Source organism: Rhodococcus sp. LW-XY12 (assembly GCF_019317345.1).
GTDB classification, from domain to species: domain Bacteria; phylum Actinomycetota; class Actinomycetes; order Mycobacteriales; family Mycobacteriaceae; genus Rhodococcus; species Rhodococcus pyridinivorans.
The window spans coordinates 3,718,200-3,740,231 of record NZ_CP079225.1 but is presented as its reverse complement, the minus strand read 5'-3'; the positions used below and the strand labels follow the sequence as shown (position 1 = coordinate 3,740,231).

Sequence of the window (22,032 nt, the reverse complement as noted above, 5' to 3'; positions counted from 1 at the left end):
ACAACCGGGTGGCCGCGGCCGGAACGGGACGTACGAGGGATCGGGACCAGTGGTGAGTGAAGCCTTGCGTAAGGTCGGCGAGCAGGGGGCCGAGGGGAACGGTGGAGCCTCTGGCGATGCTCGACCTGCGGCAGCAGAGCGGCGGCGGCCACGCAGGCGTCCCGAGCGTCGCGGAGCCAGGGCCGCGCTGCTTCCCCAGCTGATTGCGGCGGCGGTCGAACGCGACCCCTCCGCGACGGCAGTGGTCGAGGATGACCGTTCGCTCACCTACGCCGAGCTCGACGAGGCGTCCTCGCGACTCGCGCGGTACCTGATCGGCCTCGGTGTCGGTCCCGAGGACGTCGTCGCGCTCGCGATCGCCCGGTCGATCGACTCGGTGCTCGCCACCTGGGCGGTCGCGAAGACCGGTGCCGCCTTCGTGCCCGTCGACCCGAACTATCCCGCCGACCGGGTCGAGCACATGACGGTCGACTCCGGCGCGGCGCTCGGCCTGACCCTCGCCGAGAACGAACCCGCCCTGCCCTCCGCGACCCGGTGGATCGCACTCGACGATCCCGCGATCGCGCAGCAGCTCGCGGCTCTTCCGTCCGAGCCCGTCTCGTTCGACGAACGGGTCCGAACCCTGCGGGTCGAGAACACGGCCTACATCATCTACACCTCGGGGTCGACCGGACGGCCGAAGGGCGTCGTCGTGACCCATTCGGGTCTGGGGAACTTCTGCACCGAGCAGGTGGAGCGGTATGCCCTGACCTCCGACTCGCGCACGCTGCACTTCGCGTCCCCGAGCTTCGACGCCTCGATCCTCGAACTGCTGCTGGCGATCGGCGCGTCGTCGACGATGGTGATCGCCCCGACCTCCGTGTACGGCGGCGAGGAGTTCGCCGAACTCGTTGTGCAACAGCAGGTCACGCACGCCTTCGTCACCCCGGCCGCGCTGGCCTCGGTCGACCCGACGGGCCTGGGCGTGCTCGATTGCATCGTCGTCGGCGGTGAGGCGTGCCCTCCGGACCTGGTGGAGCGGTGGGCGCCGGGACGGCGATTCTTCAACGGCTACGGTCCGACCGAGACGACCATCATGACCAACATCTCGGATCCGCTGGCTCCGGGTGAGCAGATCACGATCGGTGCGCCCATCCGGAACACCACCGCGCACGTGCTGGACACACGGTTGCACGCCGTTCCGGCCGGGGTGACGGGCGAGCTCTACCTGTCGGGTCCGGGCGTGGCCCGCGGATACCACCGTCGGCCGGAGCTGACCGCCGCCCGGTTCGTCGCGGCCCCCGGCGGCACGCGCATGTACCGTTCCGGCGACCTCGTCCGCGGACCCCGGGACGCCGCATCCCCCATCGTCTACATCGGTCGGAACGACTTCCAGGTCAAGGTTCGCGGCTTCCGCATCGAACTCGGCGAGATCGACGCCGTGCTGGCCTCCTCGCCGGCAGTGGACTTCGCGGCGACGCTCGCGCGGACGGGCCCGTCCGGGCAGGCACAGCTTGTCGCGTACGTGCACGCGGCCCCCGACGCAACCGTCGACCTGCAGGAACTGTCGGCCCTGGCCGCCGAGCGGCTCCCTGCCCACATGGTGCCTTCGGCGATCGTGCCGATCGACGAGATCCCGCTCTCGCCCACCGGCAAGCTCGACCGCGACGCACTGCCCGATCCGGGGCCGATCGTCACCGAGTTCCGGGCCCCGGAAACCGGCACCGAGATCGACATCGCCGCGGTGTTCGCCGACGTGCTGGGACTCGACTCCACGCGGGTCGGCCTCGACGACGACTTCTTCGATCTCGGGGGTAACTCGCTGATCGCCACGCGAGTGGCGGCACGGCTGAGTGAGCGTCTAGGGGTACGGGTGCCTGCCCGCCTGCTGTTTGAGGGTTCGACGGTCGCCGCCCTCGCTGTCATGGTCGAACCTCTTGCCGGTGACGACCGAGCTCCGCTCGTGGCGCAGGAGCGTCCCGAGCGGGTGCCGTTGTCGCTCGCGCAGCAGCGGATGTGGTTCCTCAACCGCTTCGAACCGGAATCGGCCGTCAACAACATCCCCGGGGCGATCCGGTTGACCGGCGTCCTGGACGTCGAGGCGCTGCGCTCCGCGGTGGTCGACGTGCTCGGCCGGCACGAGTCGCTGCGGACGATCTACCCGGACGTCGACGGTGTGGGCTACCAGCAGGTGCTGCCGGTGGACGAGGTGGTGCCCGACCTGACGCCGGTCCCGGTGGCCGAGTCCGATCTGATCGCCCGGGCCACCGAGATCGTCGGCACCGGCTTCGACGTGACGACGCAGGTCCCCTTCCGGACCCGGCTGTTCGCCGTCACCGAGACCGGGACCGCGGCCGAGCACGTGCTGGTGCTGGTCGTGCACCACATCGCCGCCGACGGTTTCTCGATGGGCCCGCTCACTCGCGACATCGTCTCGGCCTACGCGGCCCGCGCCGCCGGCGGCGAGCCGGGATGGGAGCCGCTGCCGGTCCAGTACGCCGACTTCGCGATCTGGCAGCGGGAGGTGCTCGGCTCGGAGGACGATCCGGAGTCGGTCATCTCCTCGCAGGTCGGTTTCTGGCGGGACACGCTTGAGGGTCTGCCCGAGCAGCTCGACCTGCCGGCCGACCGCCCGCGCCCCGCCGTCGCCACCAATCGTGGTGCCCTGCACGAGTTCACCATCGACGAGACGCTGCACGACCGCATCGTCACGCTCGCCCGCGAACGCAACGCGACCCCGTTCATGGTGGTGCACGCCGCGCTGGCGGTGCTGCTGGCGCGTCTGTCGGGCACCGACGACATCGCGATCGGTACTCCGGTGGCCGGTCGTGGCGACGCGGCGCTCGACGATCTGGTGGGCATGTTCGTCAACACCCTCGTGCTGCGCACCCGGGTCGAGGGCGGCGAGTCGTTCGAGCAGGTGCTCGGCCGGGTGCGCGGCGCCGACCTCGAGGCGTTCGGCCACGCCGACCTGCCGTTCGAACGACTCGTCGAGATCATCGACCCCGAGCGCTCCACCGCGCGTCACCCGCTGTTCCAGGTGATGTTGTCGTTCCAGAACCTCGAGACCGGCTCCCTCGAACTTCCGCGGCTGACCGTCGAGGCCGTCGACCTCGACATCGCGACCGCCAAGTTCGACCTCCAGTTCGTCGTCACCGAGACGCCGACCGCGACCGGTGCCGCCGAGTACTCGGTGGGCTTGGCCTACGCCACCGATCTGTTCGACACCCGCACGGTCGAGCGCGTCGCCGAGCGCTTCGTCCGTCTCCTCGATGCGGTCACCGGTGATCTCTCCGTCGCTATCGGTGATGTCGACCTGCTCGACGATGCCGAACGCGTGCAGGTCCTCGAGCAGTGGAACGACACCGGCCGCGCGCTCGACGACACCTCGACCCTCGTGGATCTGTTCGCCGAGCAGGTCCGGCGGTCGCCGGATGCGGTCGCGGTGGAGTTCGAGGGCGAGTCGCTGACCTACGGCGAGTTCTCGGAGCGCGTGAACCGTCTTGCGCGGCATCTGATCTCGCTCGGTGTCGGTCCCGACGCGCGGGTGGGTCTGGCGATGCGCCGCTCGCTGGATCTGCTCGTCGGTATGTACGCGGTCGTTACGGCCGGTGGTGCCTACGTGCCGATCGATCCGGATCAGCCCGAGGATCGCAACGGGTACATCCTCGACATCGCCGCGCCCGTGGTGGTGCTGAGCACCGAACGCGACGGATTCCGCGTACCGGGGGAGAGGTCCGTCCCGAGCCTGCTCGTCGACACCCTCGACCTGTCCGCGACGGCGTCCGGGCCGGTCACCGACGCCGAGCGGACGTCTCCGCTGCGGGCGTCGAACACCGCCTACGTCATCTTCACGTCCGGGTCCACCGGGCGCCCGAAGGGTGTGGCGGTGCCGCACGGCGCGATCGTCAACCGCCTGCGCTGGATGCAGCACGAATACCCGCTCACCGGCGCCGACGTGGTGCTGCAGAAGACCCCGTTCACCTTCGATGTGTCGGTGTGGGAGTTCTTCTGGCCCTTGCAGATCGGTGCCCGACTGGTGGTCGCCGTGCCGGACGGTCACCGCGATCCGCGGTACCTGGCCTCGGTGATCGAGCGGCGCGGCGTGACCGTCGTGCACTTCGTGCCGTCGATGCTGGCGGTGTTCGTCGCCGAAGCGTCGGCCGACGAACTCACTTCGCTCCGTCACGTCTTCGCCTCCGGTGAGGCGCTCCCGCCCGCACTGGCCGCACGCACGCGGGCACTGTTGTCCGATGCCGGCCTGCACAACCTCTACGGCCCCACCGAGGCAGCCGTGGACGTGACCTACCACGAGGCCACCGACGCCGACACGGTCTCCGTGCCGATCGGCGCCCCCGTGTGGAACACCCGCGTCTACGTCCTCGACGAGCGTCTCGCGCCCGTGCCCGTGGGGGTCGCGGGAGAGCTCTATCTCGCGGGAGCTCAGCTCGCCCGCGGGTACATGCAGCGCCCCGACCTCACGGCCGAACGCTTCGTCGCCTCGCCGTTCGGCGACGGTGAGCGGCTGTACCGCACCGGCGACCTCGTGCGCTGGACGGAGGGCGCCGGCGAGCTCGACTACATCGGCCGCACCGACTTCCAGGTCAAGCTCCGCGGTCTGCGCATCGAACTCGGCGAGATCGAGACCGCGCTGCTCGTCCTCGACGAGGTCGACCAGGCCGTCGTGCTCGTCCGTCAGGACCAGCTCGTCGCCTACGTCGTCCCGCAGGCCGGTGCGACCTTCGATCAGGTGGCGGCTGGTGCGGCACTGTCCGCGCAGTTACCGGCCTACATGGTGCCCGCCACCTACGTGCTCCTCGACGCCATGCCGCTCGGTGCGTCCGGCAAGCTCGACCGCAAGGCACTGCCCGACCCGGTCTTCGAGGTCAAGGAGTTCCGCGCTCCCACCACCTCCACCGAGCAGGTCGTGGCGTCGATCTACTCCGAGGTCCTCGGTGTCGACCGCGTCGGCCTCGACGACGACTTCTTCGCGCTGGGCGGCAACTCGCTCATCGCCACCCAGGTGGTCTCCCGCATCGGTGCCGCGCTGAACGCCACCGTTCCGCTGCGCTTGCTGTTCGAGGCCTCCACCGTGGAAGAGCTTGCAGCACGCCTCGAACGCGGGGTCTCCGGCGGTCCGCGCCGGCCCCTCGTCGCCACCGAACGACCTGACCGGGTGCCGTTGTCGCTCGCGCAGCAGCGGATGTGGTTCCTCAACCGCTTCGAACCGGAATCGGCGGTCAACAACATCCCCGTGGCGATCGGCCTGTCGGGGGCACTCGACGCGGCGGCCCTGCAGGCCGCGGTCACCGACGTGCTCGGCCGGCACGAGTCGTTGCGGACGATCTACCCGGACGTCGACGGTGTGGGCTACCAGCAGGTGCTGCCGGTGGACGAGGTGGTGCCCGACCTGACGCCGGTCCCGGTGGCCGAGTCCGATCTGATCGCCCGGGCCACCGAGATCGTCGGCACCGGCTTCGACGTGACGACGCAGGTCCCCTTCCGGGCCCGGCTGTTCGCCGTCACCGAGACCGGGACCGCGGCCGAGCACGTGCTGGTGCTGGTCGTGCACCACATCGCGTCCGACGGTTTCTCGATGGGTCCGCTGACCCGCGACGTCGTGACGGCCTACGCGGCCCGCGTCTCGGGTGACGCCCCGCAGTGGGAGCCGCTGCCGGTGCAGTACGCCGACTTCGCCATCTGGCAGCGGGAGGTGCTCGGTTCGGAGGACGATCCGGAGTCGATCATCTCCTCGCAGGTCGCGTTCTGGCGGGAGACCCTCGCGGGTCTGCCCGAGCAGCTCGACCTGCCGGCGGACCGTCCGCGACCGGCGGTCGCGAGCTACCGCGGTGCCTCGCACCGGTTCGTCCTGGACTCCGAACTCCGTTCCGCCGTCCGCGATCTCGCCCGGCGCACCTCCACCACCGAGTTCATGGTCGTGCACGCGGCACTGGCGGTGCTGCTGGCGCGTCTGTCGGGCACCGACGACATCGCGATCGGCACCCCGGTGGCCGGTCGTGGCGACGCGGCGCTCGACGATCTGGTGGGCATGTTCGTCAACACCCTCGTGCTGCGCACCCGGGTGGAGGGCGGCGAGTCGTTCGAGCAGGTGCTCGGCCGGGTGCGCGGCGCCGACCTCGAAGCGTTCGGGCACGCCGACCTGCCGTTCGAGCGGCTCGTCGAGATCATCGACCCCGAACGGTCGACGGCACGGCACCCGCTGTTCCAGGTGCTCCTCGCGTTCCAGAACCTCGATGCCGGCTCCCTCGAGCTGCCCGGCCTGACCGTCTCGGCGCTCGATGTCGACGTGGCACTGGCGAAGTTCGACCTGCAGGTCACCGTCTCGGACGACGCCACCGCCGAGGGTTATCTCGTCGAATTGACTTATGCCACCGATCTGTTCGACGCCCGGACGATGGAGTCCTTCGCCGAGCGCCTGGCCCGGATCCTCACCGCGGTCGTGACCGAACCCGCACTCCCGGTCGGTGATGTCGCGCTGCTCGACGATGCCGAGCGCACCGATGTGCTCGCCACGTGGAACGCCACCGAGCACGCACTCGGCGACGCCGGGACCCTCGTCGATCTGTTCGCCGAGCAGGTCCGGCGGTCGCCGGACGCGGTCGCGGTGGAGTTCGAGGGCGAGACGCTGACCTACGGCGAGTTCTCCGAGCGTGTGAACCGTCTTGCACGACACCTGATCTCGCTCGGTGTCGGTCCCGACGCGCGGGTGGGTCTGGCGATGCGCCGCTCGCTGGATCTGCTCGTCGGTATGTACGCGGTCGTTACGGCCGGTGGTGCCTACGTGCCGATCGATCCGGATCAGCCCGAGGATCGCAACGGGTACATCCTCGACATCGCCGCGCCCGTGGTGGTGCTGACCACCGAACGCGACGGATTCTCCGTGCCGGCCACGGCATCGGTGCCGTCGCTCGCGATCGACACCCTCGACCTGTCCGCGACACCGGCCGAGCCGGTCACCGACGCCGACCGCGTCGCGCCGTTGCGGCCGTCGAACACCGCGTACTCGATCTTCACCTCCGGTTCGACGGGACGCCCGAAGGGTGTGGCGGTCGCCCATGCCTCGGTCGTCAACCAGATCCGGTGGATCACCACCGAATACGGGATCGGCCCCGACGATGTGGTGCTGCAGAAGACCCCGTTCACCTTCGACGTGTCGGTGTGGGAACTCTTCGGCACCCTCGCCGTCGGTGCGCGCATGGTGATCGCGGTCCCGGACGGGCACCGCGACCCCGCCTATCTCGGCACCGTCATCCGCGAGCGCGCGGTGACGGCGACCTCCTTCGTCCCGTCGATGCTCGCGGTGTTCGCCGCGTCGGTGTCGCCCGACGACTGCGCGTCGCTGCGCACCGTGCTCGTCGCCGGTGAAGCCTTCCCGCTGTCGGTGGCCGAGCAGTTCTCCCGGAGCAGCGACGCCGAGCTCCACAACCTCTACGGCCCCACCGAGGCCACGGTGCACGCCACCGCCCGCCCGGTCGCAGGAACGACGGGTGGTTCCGTCGCGATGGGCGCTCCGGTGTGGAACACCCGCGCCTACGTGCTCGACTCGCGACTGTCGCCGGTTCCCGCCGGTGTCGTGGGAGAGTTGTATCTCGCGGGCGTGCAGGTGGCGCGCGGTTACGTCGGCCGCCCCGATCTGACCGCCGAGCGTTTCGTCGCCTCGCCCTTCGGCGAGGGTGAACGTCTGTACCGCACGGGCGACCTCGTGCGCTGGAGCAACGACCGCAGCGGAGATCTCGAGTACCTCGGCCGCACCGACTTCCAGGTCAAGCTCCGCGGTCTGCGTATCGAGCTCGGGGAGATCGAGACCGCGCTGCTCGACCACACCGGGGTGTCGCAGGCCGCCGCGCAGGTGCGCCGCGATCAGCTCGTCGCCTACGTGGTCCCGGCCCCGAACACGACCTTCGACCGCGACGCCGCGCAGGCCGCGCTGAGCGCGGTGCTCCCGGCCTACATGGTGCCGTCGCAGTTCGTGGTCCTCGACGAGATGCCGCTCGGCAGCTCGGGCAAGGTCGACCGGAAGGCGCTGCCCGACCCGGTCTTCGAGGCTCGCGGCTTCCGTGCACCCACGACCCCGGTCGAGGAGGTCGTCGCCGGCGTGTTCGCCGACGTCCTCGGTGTCGACCGTGTCGGGCTCGACGACGACTTCTTCGCCCTCGGCGGCAACTCGCTCATCGCGACGCAGGTCGTCGCGCGCCTCGGTTCCGAACTGGGAACCGTTGTGCCCGTTCGTGTCCTGTTCGAGGCGCCCGGCGTAGCCGCTCTCGCCGCCCGCGTCGAGCAGAGCGAGGCCCAGGGCCGCACGCCGCTCGTCGCACAGGAACGTCCCGAGCGGGTCCCACTGTCGCTCGCGCAGCAGCGCATGTGGTTCCTCAACCGCTTCGACACCGAATCGTCGGTCAACAACATCCCGGTCGCGGTCCGCCTGACCGGGGCGCTCGACCTCGACGCGTTGCGGGCAGCGGTCCAGGATCTGCTCGCCCGGCACGAGGTGCTCCGCACGGTCTATCCGGAAGTGGACGGACGTCCCTATCAGCTGATCCTCCCGGTCGCGGAGGCCGCGCCCGACATCGACGTCGAATCGGCCACCGAGGACGACCTGCTGCAGAAGGTGGCGGCGGTCGTCTCCCGCGGGTTCGACGTCACCACCGAGATCCCGTTGCGCGCACGATTGTTCGAGCTCTCCGAGCGCGATCACGTGCTCGTGTTCGTCGTCCACCACATCAGCGCCGACGGCTGGTCCATCTCGCCGTTGACCCGCGACGTGATGACGGCCTACATGTCCCGCGCCGAGGGGCAGGTTCCCGGTTGGGCACCGCTGCCCGTGCAGTACGCCGATTTCGCGATCTGGCAGCGCGACGTGCTCGGCGACGAGGACGATGCCGCGAGTCTGCTCGCGGCGCAGGCCGACTTCTGGAAACGCACCCTCGCCGGGCTTCCGGACGAGCTGAACCTGCCGATGGACCGGCCGCGTCCGGCGGTGCAGTCGTTCGCCGGTGGCATGGTCGGATTTACGATCGATGCGGATACGCACCGCGGTCTCGCGGCGCTCGCGCGGCGGACCGGCACGACGATGTTCATGGTCGTGCACACCGCGCTCGCGGTGTTCCTCGCGCGGATGGCCGACACCGACGACGTCGCGATCGGCACGCCTATCGCGGGTCGCGGTGAGGCCGAGGTCGACGACCTGATCGGCATGTTCGTCAACACCCTCGTGCTGCGCAGCCGGGTGGACACGGGTGAGGGCTTCTCCGACCTGCTCGCACGGGTGCGCGAGGCCGACCTCGAGGCGTTCGCTCATGCCGACATCCCGTTCGAGCGGCTCGTGGAGATCATCGACCCCGAACGGTCGACGGCACGCCACCCGCTGTTCCAGGTGGTCCTGTCGTTCCAGAATTTTCGTGAGGCAGCGCTCGAACTTCCGGGCCTGACGGTCTCAGGAGTCCCGTTCGACGTCGACACTGCGAAGTTCGATCTCTCGCTCATACTGCGTGAGCAGTACGACGAGGAGGGCGAGCCCGCCGGCATCGGAGCCGAGTTCTCCTACGCGACGGCCCTGTTCGATCGGCGGACCGTGGAGGAGTTCGCGCGCAGGTTCTCGATGTTGCTCACTGGCGCGTTGGACACTCCGGAGGCGCCCGTCGGCGACCTGGCGATCCTCGACGTGGATGAGTTCGACCGCCTCATCCACGTCCGCGGTGGTCACGTGACCACTGGAGGAAGTTTCAGCGATATCCTCACGCGGGGGGGCGCGATGGATCCCGACGCCGTGGCAGTGCGGTACGAGGGACGGTCGATCACCTACCGCGAACTCGACGAAACCTCGTCGCGACTGGCCCGCTTGCTCATCGAGCGTGGTGCCGGACCGGAGAACTTCGTGGCCGTGTCCTTCCCCCGTTCGTACGAGATGGTGCTCAGCGTGTGGGCGATCGCGAAGACCGGCGCCGCGCACCTGCCCGTCGACCCGACCTATCCGGACGACCGCGTGCGCTACATGCTCGACGACTCCGGGGCCACCCTGGGCATCACGTCGTCCGAGTTCGTCGGCGGACTGCCCGACGACGCGGAATGGCTGCTGATCGACGACCCGGCGTTCGCCGCCGACGTCGAATCCCGCTCCGCCGCACCGATCACCGACGCCGACCGGGTACGCCCGATCCGGGTTCACCACCCGGCCTACCTGATCTACACCTCGGGGTCGACCGGCAAGCCCAAGGGCGTCGTCGTCACCCACGCCGGCCTCGGCGGTGTGGTCGACACTGCTGCCGATCTCTACCATCTCCGTGCAGGGCACCGCTCCCTGCACATCTGTTCGCCGAGCTTCGACCCATCGGTGCTCGAGTGGACAGCCACGTTCTCCAGCGGTGCCACTCTGGTGATCGTGCCGGCAGGGATCATCGGCGGGCCGGATCTCGCCGAGTTACTGCGGGCGGAGGGGGTGACACATGTGACGATCACTCCGGCCGTGCTGGGCACCATGGATCCGACCGGCCTCGACAGTGTGGAAACGATCTGTGTCGGCGGCGACGTCACCACGCCCGAACTGCTCGCGCAATGGGCGGCGGGACGGAGGTACTTCAACGGCTACGGCCCGACCGAGGCGACCATTATGACTACCTTCGGTAGGCTCCAGCCGGGACGGCCGATCACCATCGGTAGTCCTACACACGGAGTGTCGGCCCTGGTGCTCGACTCGCGTCTGCGTCCCGTGGCCGCCGGTATGGCGGGTGAGCTCTACGTGGCCGGCCGGGCACTCGCCCGCGGATACCACCGCCGCAACGCGCTGACCGCCGAGCGGTTCGTCCCCAACCCCTACGGCGAACCCGGCGACCGCATGTACCGCACCGGCGACGTCGTCCGGTGGCGGCCCGTCGAGGACCGGCTCGAGATCGAGTTCGTCGGCCGCAGCGACTTCCAGGTCAAGGTGCGCGGTTTCCGCATCGAACTCGGTGAGATCGACGCGGTCCTCAGCGCACACGAGTCCGTGAACTGGGCGACGACGGTGGGGCGGTCCACCCCGTCCGGTGCGACCGTCCTCGCGTCCTACGTGCTGCCCGTCCGCGGCCGCACGATCGACACCGCGGAGTTGACGGAATTCGTGTCGCGATCGTTGCCGCCGCACATGGTGCCGTCGGCGATCGTGGTGCTCGACGAGGTGCCGCTGACCCCGGTGGGCAAGCTCGATCGTGATGCTCTGCCGGAGCCGGTGATCGAAGAGCGCGAGTACCGAGCTCCCGCTACGCCGTACGAGGAGATCGTGGCACGGACATACGCAGAGGTGTTGGGCGTGCCCCGGGCTGGGGTGGACGACGACTTCTTCACTCTCGGGGGCAACTCGCTGATCGCCACGCGGGTGGCGGCGCGGATTTCCAAAGCGCTCGGTGTGCGGGTCACCGTGCGCGAACTCTTCGAATCCTCCACTGTGGCGGGACTCGCTGCCGTGGTCGAGTCTCTCGCCGGGGGGGATCGCATACCTTTGGTGCCAGGCCCTCGTCCCGAGACGATTCCACTATCCTTCGCGCAACAGCGCATGTGGTTCCTGAATCGCTTCGATTCGGCCTCGGCGGCGAACAACATCCCCGTCGCACTGCGTCTGCGCGGGACACTCGACGCCGATGCGCTCGGTGCCGCGGTCGCGGATCTTGTCGAACGACATGAACCCCTTCGGACGATCTATCCGGACCGCGACGGTGTGGGCAGCCAGTTGGTCCTGCCTGTCTCGAAGGCTATCCCGGTGTTACGAGTCGAGGAGGTCCAGAGCTCGGAGATCGAAAGTCGAGTGATCCATGCAGTGATGACGGGATTCGATATCACCGTCGAAGTGCCCTGGCGACTAGAACTCTTACGGACGGGCGACGAGTACGTTCTGATCATCGTGGTCCATCACATCGCTGCCGACGGTGCGTCGATGGAGCCGTTCGTGCGTGATCTCGTCACCGCCTACCTCGCCCGTAGGGCGGGGGCGGTGCCCGGCTGGGAACCACTCGCCGTGCAGTATGCGGACTTCACCCTGTGGCAGCGGTCCGTCCTGGGCGACGAGGATGATCCGGATTCGACGATCTCGAAAGACATCGCCTACTGGACATCGGTTCTTGCGGATCTACCGGATCGTCTCGAACTGCCCACCGACCGGCCACGCCCGGCCGGGGCGTCGGGCCGCGGGGCGGTCGTCGAGTTCGAGATCGACCCGGCCCTGCACGAGGCCGTCGTCGAACTCGGCCGGGCCGCGGGATGTTCGCCCTTCATGGTCTTCCACGCGGCCTTCGCCGTTCTATTGTCCCGGATCTCGGGTGCGAACGACATCGCGATCGGCACCCCGGTCGCGGGCCGCGGCGAGCAGGCGCTCGACGATCTGATCGGCATGTTCGTCAACACACTCGTGCTGCGGACCACCGTCACTCCCGAGCGGACGTTCGCCGACGTCCTGCGCGAGGTCCGCGCCTCGGACATCGACGCGTTCGCCCACGCCGACCTGCCCTTCGAGCGGCTCGTGGAGGTCCTCGACCCTGTTCGTTCCGCTGGTCACCATCCGCTGTTCCAGGTGGCCCTGTTCTTCCAGAACATGGAGCGACCCGACCTCGCCCTGCCCGGACTGGACGTCGAGCCGGTGGATCTCGGTGGCAGCATCGCCAAGTTCGATCTGCAGCTCACCGTCGGACCGCGAGAGGTCGAGGGACGTCCCGCCGGTATGGATGCCCAGTTCACCTATGCCACGGACCTTTTCGACGAGACGACGGTGCGGTCGCTCGCCGCCCGTCTCGTGACGGTCCTCGAATCGCTCACCGGCGACGTCGAGATGGTCGTCGGTGACGTCGACCTGCTGGCCGCGCCGGAGCGACACGCGCTCACCGTCGAGGTGAACGCCACCGAGCGACCGGTCGATGCGCAGACCCTGCTCTCGCGCTACCGCGCGCAGGTCGCCTCGACCCCGGACTCCACCGCAGTCGTCTTCGGCGACGACGCCCTCACCTATACGGAGTTCGACGCGCGGGTCAACCGCCTCGCCCGTCACCTGATCTCGGTCGGTGTCGGACCCGAATCGCTTGTCGCGCTGGGTATCCGGCGCTCGATCGATCTGGTCGCCGCCATGTACGCGGTCGTCACGGCGGGCGGGGCCTACGTGCCGCTCGACCCCGACCACCCGGCCGACCGGATCAGCCACATCCTCGACACCGCACGACCGGTGTGCGTGCTCAGCACCACCGCCGACGCCGGGGATCTCCCGGCCGGGGTCGAGACGATCCTCGTCGACGACCCGGCTCTGCCCGACCATCCGGCAGAGCCCGTGCGCGAGGACGAACTGCGGGGCACCGTCCAGGCCGCCTCACCGGCCTACGTGATCTTCACGTCCGGATCCACCGGACGTCCGAAGGGTGTGTCCGTCCCCCACGAGGCGATCGTCAATCAGCTCGAGTGGATGGCCGCGGAGTACGACATCTCGCCCGGCGACGTGTACCTCCAGAAGACCGCCACGACCTTCGACGTGTCGCTGTGGGGTTACTTCCTGCCGCTGCGCACCGGCGGTACGCTCGTCGTCGCGACCCACGACGGTCACCGCGACCCGGCCTACGTGGCCGACGCGATCGTCCGGTACGGCGTCACGCTCACCGACTTCGTCCCGTCCATGCTCACCGTCTTCGCCGCCCACGCCCCGGCGGGTAGCTGCGCCGGCCTGCGCCACGTCTTCGTCATCGGCGAGGCCCTCCCGCCGGAGACCGTGACGGCCTTCCGGCGTCTCGGTGACGCGGCGGTCCACAACCTCTACGGCCCCACCGAGGCCGCGGTCTCGGCGACCTACTGGGGCGCCGAGGACGGCGACCATTCCGTGCCGATCGGCGTTCCCGAAGCGAACGTGCAGGTATACGTGCTGGATTCGCGTCTGCGTCCCACCCCGGTGGGAACCCCGGGCGAGCTGTATCTCGGTGGCGTGCAACTCGCGCGCGGCTACGAGAAGCGCCCCGACCTCACGTCCGACCGGTTCGTCGCGAGTCCCCTCGGGGTGCGGGGAAGCAGGATGTACCGCACCGGCGATCTCGTGCGGTGGCGCCGCATCGCCGACGGTGCCCTCGTCCTGGACTATCTCGGCCGCACCGACTTCCAGGTCAAGTTCCGCGGTCAGCGCATCGAACTGGGCGAGATCGAGACGGCGCTGCTCGGCTGCGCCGAGGTGAGCCAGGCCGTCGCGCTCGTCGTGCCGACACCGACCGGTGAGCAGCTGGTCGCCTACGTCGTGCCGGCACCCGGGCACACTGTCGACAAGGCGGTCCTGCTCGACGCCGTGCGTAGCGTCCTGCCGTCGTACATGGTGCCGTCGGCGGTCGTCGTGCTCGATGCGTTCCCGCTCAACACCAGCGGCAAGCTCGACCGCAAGGCCCTGCCGGAGCCCGTCTTCGAGGTCCGCGAATTCCGCGCTCCCCGTAGCCCGATCGAGGAGATCGTCGCGAACGTCTATGCCGAGGTGTTAGGCGTACCCCGCGTCGGTGTCGACGACGACTTCTTTGAGCTGGGCGGAAACTCACTGATCGCAACTCGAGTGGTAAGTCGCCTACGCGAGAAGATCGGTGTCGAGGTTCGAGTCCAATGGCTCTTTGCCGAAACCACCGTCGAGGCGCTGGCACAGCGGATCGCGTTCGATCTCGATAGCGGGGAAGCGTTCGATCCGTCGGACGACAATTCGATGCAGATCCTGTTGCCGCTTCGGACTCGTGGTAGCGGCAAGGCGCTCTTTTGTGTGCATCCTCTGTACGGTTTGGCATGGACGTATTCGGGTCTGACCCATTTTGTGCGCGACCGTCCTGTCTATGGCGTCCAATCCCGGATTCTGTCGGAGGACGGTTACCGACCTAAGTCCCTCGCCGAGATGACCGCCCGCTATGTGGAGGAGATCAGGATTGTGCAACCCGAAGGGCCCTATCATCTGATGGGCTGGTCGCTCGGTGGCGTGCTCGCTCACGAAATGGCTGTCCGTCTTCAGGGGGAGAACGAACAGGTTGGGAGTCTGACAATGCTCGACAGCCGACTGAACCTGAAGGTGGGGGATTTCCGGGACACCATTCGTGACGAGCTCGCCCAGATCGGCGTCGTCCTTGAGGATGGGGACAACGTGATGGCATTGTCCGACGAACACCTGGAAAAGTTGTGGGAGATGATCCCGCAGGAGATGTTCGCCCTCTCTCCCGAGCGGTTTCGAGACCTGTACGAAGGTGCGCTCCATTCCGCCGAGCTCATCGCCTCGCATACTCCGGGTGTTTTCGAGGGGGATCTGCTCTACTTCACCGCTGCGGATCATTCGCCGAACCAGGACGATGTCGAGCAGCAGTGGTCACATCTTGTGACCGGCAGCATCAAGGACGTTCCGGTCGGTTGCGTCCACGGGGCGATGATGACGCCGGAGTCGCTCGCGGCGATCGGCCCTGTACTCGACGAGTACCTGAGAAGGAAGCAGATGTAACGAGTTGCTTCCGCATCCCGACGCATGTAACTGTACGAAACCTGTAATCAGGTAGGTTCCGTTCGTCACCGTCGAACCCGACGCCGACAACCGCTGCCCAACTCGAAAAGGTGAGAGAACCGTATGAAGCATCCGATGCGAGGATCCGGACGACTTCGTGTATTGACCGTTGGCGCGGCATGCGCAGTTTTTTCGGCGGCGTTGTCGTTCGCTCCGGCAATCGCACAGCCGGCGGACCCGGTGGTAGAGAGCCAGCAACCGCTCCAGTCGGTAACCAGTGAAAACGGTTCGAAGATCACTCGTATCGAGAAGTACGATGACCAGCAGCTGCTGGTCTACGTGTACTCCGCTTCAATGGACAAGGAGATCCTGCTCGACGTCTGGCGTCCGGCCGACACGAGCGAGCCGCGCCCGACGCTGTACCTCCTCAACGGCGCCGGCGGCGGCGAGGACAGTGCCACCTGGCGTTTCCGTACCGACGCGATCGAGTTCTTCAAGGACAAGAACGTCAACGTCGTCTCGCCGGTCGGCGGAAAGTGGAGCTACTACACCGACTGGAAGAACGAGGACCCGGAGCTCGGCGTCAACAAGTGGGAGACCTTCCTTACGAAGGAGGTCCCGCCGCTGATCGACGCCGCGCTCGGCACCAACGGCGTCAACGCGATCGCCGGTCTGTCGTCCTCGGGTACGTCCGTCCTGCAGCTGCCCATCGCTGCTCCCGGCCTGTACCAGGGCGTCGCGGCCTACAGCGGGTGCGCGCAGACCTCCGACCCGATCGGTCAGCAGTTCGTCAAGCTCGTCGTCGAGACCTGGGGTGGCGGCGACACCCGCAACATGTGGGGCGAGCTCGACGATCCGGCCTGGGTCGAGAACGATCCCTACGTGCACGCCGAGGAGCTGCGCGGACTCGATCTGTACATCTCCAACGGCACCGGCCTGCCCGGACGTTACGACACCCTGGCCGGCCCCGAAATCGACGGTGAGGTCGACGTGCTCGCCAACCAGATCATCGTCGGCGGTGTCATCGAGGCTGCGACCAACTACTGCACGCACAACCTCCGTGGCCGCCTCGACCAGCTGGGCATCCCCGCCACCTACAACTTCCGCGACTCCGGCACCCACTCGTGGGGTTACTGGCAGGACGACCTCAAGGATTCGTGGCCCGTCCTCGAGAAGGCACTCGGTCTGACTTCGTAAGTCCGGCCGGTCCGTCGCGACCAGGTGTGAGAAGGCCCCTCTTCGCCAGGGGGGTTCACATGATCGTCGCAACACTCTCAACGAGAGGTTGCGACGATCATGTCGTTTACGGAGGACTGCGACCGGTTCGGTGACCAACTGGCACGACTGATCGATGCCGGGATTCCGGTCAAGGAGGCCGCGGCCGCATTCGGGCTGCCCCGACAGCGGTGTTACGCGATTTTGAGGGCGATCGGCCGGCCGGCGGGTAGATCCCGTGGCCGGGCCGGCACCGCCGACCCTGCGCTGATCGTGTCTGTCTACAACGAGACCGGTTCGATCACCCGGGCGGCGAAGGCCTCGAAGGTGGCGCATTCGGTGGCCCGCCGGATCCTGGTCGACGAGGGACTGGTCCGCACAGGGAAGATCTCGCCGAAGGGCAAACCCGAAGCCAAGCGTCGTTGTCTGGAGTTGATCGCAGCCGGGTGGTCGGCCAGACGAGCAGCCCGTGAGGTCGGGGTCAACGAACGCACCGCACGGGACTGGCGGCAGGGGATCCGGCGTTCGAACAGCAAGCGGATTCACCCCGATGGGCGGGTCGTGGATTACCACCACGGAACCGTCTACACACAGTCTGTGACCAGTGCGACCAGAGTGACCTGCGATGACAGCGGACGGCCGGCGATCAGCGACCGGTATCTGTCGACCGAGGACCGGATCGCGATCGCCGACGGCCTGCTCGTCGAGGATTCGTTGCGGGCCATCGCCGCTCGGATCGGCAAGAACGTCTCGACCGTCTCGCGGGAGGTTCGTCGGCACAGCATCGAGGGCAGGTACCTGCCGTATCAGGCCGATCGAGCCGCCGCTGCCGCCCGGGCGCGGCCCAAGCAGTCCAAACTGGTGGTGAACACGGTCCTGCGGGCAGCGGTCGAGGAAGGCCTGTCCCGGAAGTTGTCGCCGGAGCAGATCTCGCACCGTCTGCGCCGGGATCATCCCGACGACGAAAGTATGCGGGTGAGCCACGAAACGATCTATCAAGCCCTCTACTTCCAAGCTCGAGGTGGGCTCAAAAAGCACGTGCAACAGGCACTTCGGACAGTAGTGCCCCATAGAGTGGTGTAACTCGGTGGCCGAGATCGTCTGCGATTCCGTGTTGTGCACGGGTGTAGAGCGGCCACCGTGTGATCCTTCGAGTCAACCTTCTACCGAATCCTCGAACGGAGTCATCACGATGACCGCACCTCATATTGTCGACCCTGCAGGCCTGCTTGGCCAAGCCCTCGCCGACGCGTCGCCGGATCTGATGCGCGAGCTACTGCAGACCATGATCAACGCATTGCTCTCCGCCGATGCCGACGCCGTGTGCGGCGCCGAGTGGAACGCCCGCTCGGAACAGCGCACCAACCACCGCAACGGCTACCGCCACCGGCCCCTGGATACCCGGGTCGGCACCGTCGACGTCGCCGTCCCGAAGCTGCGCTCGGGCAGCTACTTCCCCGAGTGGCTGCTCGAGCGCCGCAAGCGAGCCGAGTCCGCGCTGATCACCGTCGTAGCCGACTGCTATCTGGCCGGGGTGTCTACCCGCCGGATGGACAAGCTGGTCAAGACCCTGGGTATCGACTCGCTGTCCAAGTCGCAGGTCTCACGCATGGCCCAGGACCTGGACGAGCAGGTCGCCGCGTTCCGGCACCGCCGCCTGGACGAGGCCGGGCCGTTCACCTTCGTCACCGCCGATGCGTTGACGATCAAGGTCCGCGAGAACAAGCAGGTCGTCAAGGCTTCCGTGCTGCTGGCCACCGGCGTCAACGGCGACGGCCACCGCGAGGTGCTGGGCATACAGGTCGCCACCAGTGAGACCACGGCCTCGTGGAACACCTTCTTCGCCGACCTGGTTGCCCGCGGCCTGGGCGGGGTGCGGCTGGTGACCTCCGATGCCCACGCCGGGCTCATCGAGGCGATCGCGGCGAACCTGCCCGGCGCCGCGTGGCAACGCTGCCGCACCCACTACTCGGCGAACCTCATGGCCGTGTGCCCCAAGTCCATGTGGCCGGCCGTGAAGGCGATGCTGCACAGCGTCTACGACCAGCCCACCGCGGAGGCGGTCAACGCGCAATTCGACCGGCTGCTGGAGTACGCCGAGCACCGGCTGCCCGAGGTCGCCGACCACCTCGGCGACGCCCGCGAAGACCTGCTCGCCTTCACCGCATTTCCCGACGACGTGTGGCGACAGATCTGGTCCAACAACCCCATATCGGTTAACCGGCCCTCCCACGACACGATCACGGTTGCAGCGTGAGGTCCTGAGCCGACGACCGGTTGAGGCGCATGCTGGCGGTGTCGGCTCCGATCGAAAGGCGGCGGACAATGACCGTTCGGGTGCGCATCAGCAGCAACGGGCATGTGATCGACGGCCAATGGGAAGGATGCGCAGCAGCAAACGCGTTCCTGACGCATCTGGCCGGACGCGGATTCAGTTCGGCAACGGTGCGGGCATATGCGTTCGACGTGCTCAATCTGGCCCGATTCCTGCTCGATCGCGACCTCACGGTGGCTGCGGTGACGCCGGTGACGGTGTTCGAGTGGGTCGACTGGCAGAACGTGCACCGCAAACCCCGCCCAGGCATGGCGACACGAGGTGATCGGGGCACTGCGGCATCGACGATCAACCGACGAGTCGCGGCGATACGCGCATTGTTCGAATACCTGGTGATGACCGGGATACGCACCGAAAATCCGGTGCCCTCACCGCGGCGCGGACAGGGACTGCGACCACCAGCGCGAGGACTGCTCGGACACCTCGGGCCGGGCCGACCCCGAGCCGGAGGCAGGCTGGTACGCCAACCGCGGCTACTGCCCGAGTCCCTCGACGCCGACGCGATCGAGCAGTTTGCGGCGTCGCTGCGCACCCATCGGGATCGAGCGATGTTGTGGGCGATGCTGTTCGGCGGGCTGCGCAACGCCGAGGTGCGATCCCTGCGGTTGGCAGACGTCGATTTCGGCCAGCGACGACTCCGGGTGCTCGGCAAAGGCTGCAAGGAACGGGTGGTGCCGGTCGATGCGGTGTTCTTCACCGAACTGTCGGCCTATCTGCGCCTCGAACGGCCACCGGGGTTGGCGACCGAGGAGTGTTTCGTGGTGCTGCGCGGCCCCACCGCGGGGGCGCCGGTGACCGAGGCGGGACTGCGGTCGCTGTTCCGGCGGCACCGGGACCTCTCCGGTGCGACGAGGGTGCGTCCGCACCGATTGCGCCACACCTACGGCACCGAACTCGCTGCCGCCGGAATCGATCTGATGGTGCTGCGAGAATTGATGGGGCATGTGTCTCCGGACACCACTGCCGAATATGTGCATTTGTCGGTCGAGCAGCTCGCCGCCGAATACGGCGCGGCCCGCGCCAGTCTCGCCGGAACACGACAATGAGCACCGCGGTGGTTGCGACGGTCGTCCTGCCGGCCGGACCGGGTGCGGTGCTCACCGACTACCTCGAGCACGTCGCCAGCCTCGGGCTCAGCGACAGGTCGGTGCGCGCTCGCACCCTCATCGCGACCACCTTCCTCACCACGCATCCGGACTTGCGGGACTGGATGACCCGACCCGCTGCCGACCGGCTGGCCGAACTACGCCGCACCGGGGCCTGGCCACTGCTGTGTCACCTCATCGGACGCGGCAACCTGCGGCTCGACCTCGAACTCGCGGCCGTCAAGAACCTCACCGGACTCGGCCGGGCCGTCGAGGACCGCGACCCGGACGGGTTCGCCGCGGTCCGGGCCGCCGGCCTGGTTTTGGGGTGGACACCGCAATGGGTCGAGACCGTCCTCGGCGAGTGCCTGGCGGTGCTGCTCGCCTGGCACGGCGGTTCCGTCAGCGGTGTGAGCGCCGAGACCGTCGGCGAGTTCGACGCCGCATTGGCTGCCACACAGTCAATCCCGGATACATCGAAACGCGCCTACCGCAACCGTATCGCGGGACTGCGACAAATGCTGTTTCAGGCCCGCATCGTCGACACCCCACCACGGCGCCGACCGTGGGCCCGCACCTACGCCCAACGCTTCGCCGACGCCCCGATGGCCGATCCGATCCGCGAGGCCCTGTTGCGTTACGTCACCGTCCGGGCATCGGTGCTCCGCCCGAAATCGGCCGAATCGCTGATCAACGACCTGCTGCCGTTCGCGGACTACCTCACCACCAACCATCCCGAGGTCACCTCCCTCGAGGATCTCGACCGCAGTCACATCGAGGGCTTCCTCGTCTGGAATCGCACCCGCACCTGGCGTGGGCAACGCGCCGCTGCCGGGGCCGGGCGCATCATCTCCAAGGCCGTGATCCAATCGACGGTACTGAGCGTGCGCAACCTGCTCGAGGACATCACCGAATGGGGCTGGGAGCAGGCCCCACCGCGCCGTCTGGTCTTCGCCGCCGACGTCCCGAAACTCGACCAACCGCTTCCGCGGGCATTGCCGCCCGACATCGATGCTGCGGTGATGAATGCGGTTTCCCAGCTGGATGATTCGTTCGCTCGTATCGGGTTGACGGTGCTGCGCGGAGCCGGTCTGCGGGTCGGGGAGCTACTGGATCTCGAGCTCGGCAGCGTCATCGATTACGGCCCGGCCGGGACCTGGCTCAAGGTTCCGTTGGGCAAGCTCGCCACCGAACGCATGGTCCCGCTCTCGGCGACCACTATCGCCGCGTTGGACGAGTGGACCGGCGGGCGTGGTATCTGTCGGCCATTGCCGCATCCCCGCACCGGAGAGTTGACCGATTTCCTGTTCGTCGCACACGGCCGCCGTCTCAGCCAGACCCGGCTGCGCAACGGTCTGCTCGCTGCCGTCGAGGCTTGCGGACTGCGTGGGGCCGGGGGTGCGCCGTTGGTGGTGACCCCGCATCAGCTGCGGCATACTTGGGCCACCGAACTCGCCAACGCCGGGATGAGCCTGCAGGCGTTGATGGCGTTGCTCGGGCATGTCACTCCGCAGATGACTTTGCGTTACGCCACTTTGGCTTCACCGACGTTGCGGGATGCCTATGACCAGGCGATGGGCAAGATGCGGCGGCGGTTCACGCTCACTCCGGTCGGCAAACCGATCGTCCCCGACGCGGTGAGTTGGCTCGGCAGTGAGATGCTCAAAACGCGTGTTGCCCACGGTTACTGTTCCCGTCACGAGAGCGCGGGTGCGTGTCCCTATGCCAACATCTGCGAGACCTGCGACAACTTCGTCACCGGACCTGAGTTCCGCGGCGCGCTCGAGGCGCAACGCACCGACATCCAGGCTCTCGAGGTCGATGCTCGTGACCGTGGATGGCCCGATGAAGCTGCCCGGCATCATCGTGTCGCTGAGGCGTTGACCGACCACTTGCAGCGTCTCGATCGCTGATTCGATGTGAGATCAGGGTTGATCTCATCCCTGAGG

5 protein-coding genes and 1 pseudogene are annotated in these 22,032 nt (G+C 67.9%); all 6 read left to right on the top strand.

The features are described from left to right. Positions 1 to 52 precede the first annotated feature (52 nt). The 6 genes and pseudogenes from KXC42_RS17480 (at position 53) to KXC42_RS17455 (ending at position 21,996) form a co-directional block, all read left to right on the top strand. Complete coding sequence (locus tag KXC42_RS17480) at positions 53 to 15,448, top strand: non-ribosomal peptide synthetase (RefSeq protein WP_219129322.1); 15,396 nt, start codon at positions 53 to 55, stop codon at positions 15,446 to 15,448. A 135-nt stretch (positions 15,449 to 15,583) separates the two neighbouring features. Next, positions 15,584 to 16,645 (top strand): alpha/beta hydrolase family protein, encoded by a 1,062-nt coding sequence (locus KXC42_RS17475; protein ID WP_033097162.1) that lies wholly within the window; start codon positions 15,584 to 15,586, stop codon positions 16,643 to 16,645. Between the two features lie 99 nt (positions 16,646 to 16,744). Next, positions 16,745 to 17,746: a helix-turn-helix domain-containing protein gene (locus KXC42_RS17470; protein ID WP_257605838.1), complete on the top strand. Its 1,002-nt coding sequence runs from the start codon at positions 16,745 to 16,747 to the stop codon at positions 17,744 to 17,746. 109 nt (positions 17,747 to 17,855) lie between these two features. Beyond that, positions 17,856 to 18,872, top strand: a pseudogene (locus KXC42_RS17465) (IS256 family transposase); the annotation flags it as partial. Between the two features lie 116 nt (positions 18,873 to 18,988). Then, positions 18,989 to 20,044, top strand: coding sequence for a tyrosine-type recombinase/integrase (locus KXC42_RS17460; RefSeq protein WP_064257805.1), 1,056 nt, complete (start codon positions 18,989 to 18,991; stop codon positions 20,042 to 20,044). Continuing rightward, positions 20,041 to 21,996 carry a tyrosine-type recombinase/integrase gene (locus KXC42_RS17455; protein WP_064257806.1) on the top strand — a complete coding sequence of 652 codons (1,956 nt, stop codon included), beginning with the start codon at positions 20,041 to 20,043 and terminating at the stop codon, positions 21,994 to 21,996. Before KXC42_RS17460 ends, KXC42_RS17455 begins: the two co-directional genes overlap by 4 nt. The last annotated feature ends 36 nt before the right edge of the window (positions 21,997 to 22,032 follow it).

Coding starts and splice junctions, on each gene's coding strand:
- KXC42_RS17455 (WP_064257806.1), top strand. CDS start 20,041: ATGAGCACCGCGGTGGTTGCGACGGTCGTCCTGCCGGCCGGACCGGGT.
- KXC42_RS17460 (WP_064257805.1), top strand. CDS start 18,989: ATGACCGTTCGGGTGCGCATCAGCAGCAACGGGCATGTGATCGACGGC.
- KXC42_RS17475 (WP_033097162.1), top strand. CDS start 15,584: ATGCGAGGATCCGGACGACTTCGTGTATTGACCGTTGGCGCGGCATGC.
- KXC42_RS17470 (WP_257605838.1), top strand. CDS start 16,745: ATGTCGTTTACGGAGGACTGCGACCGGTTCGGTGACCAACTGGCACGA.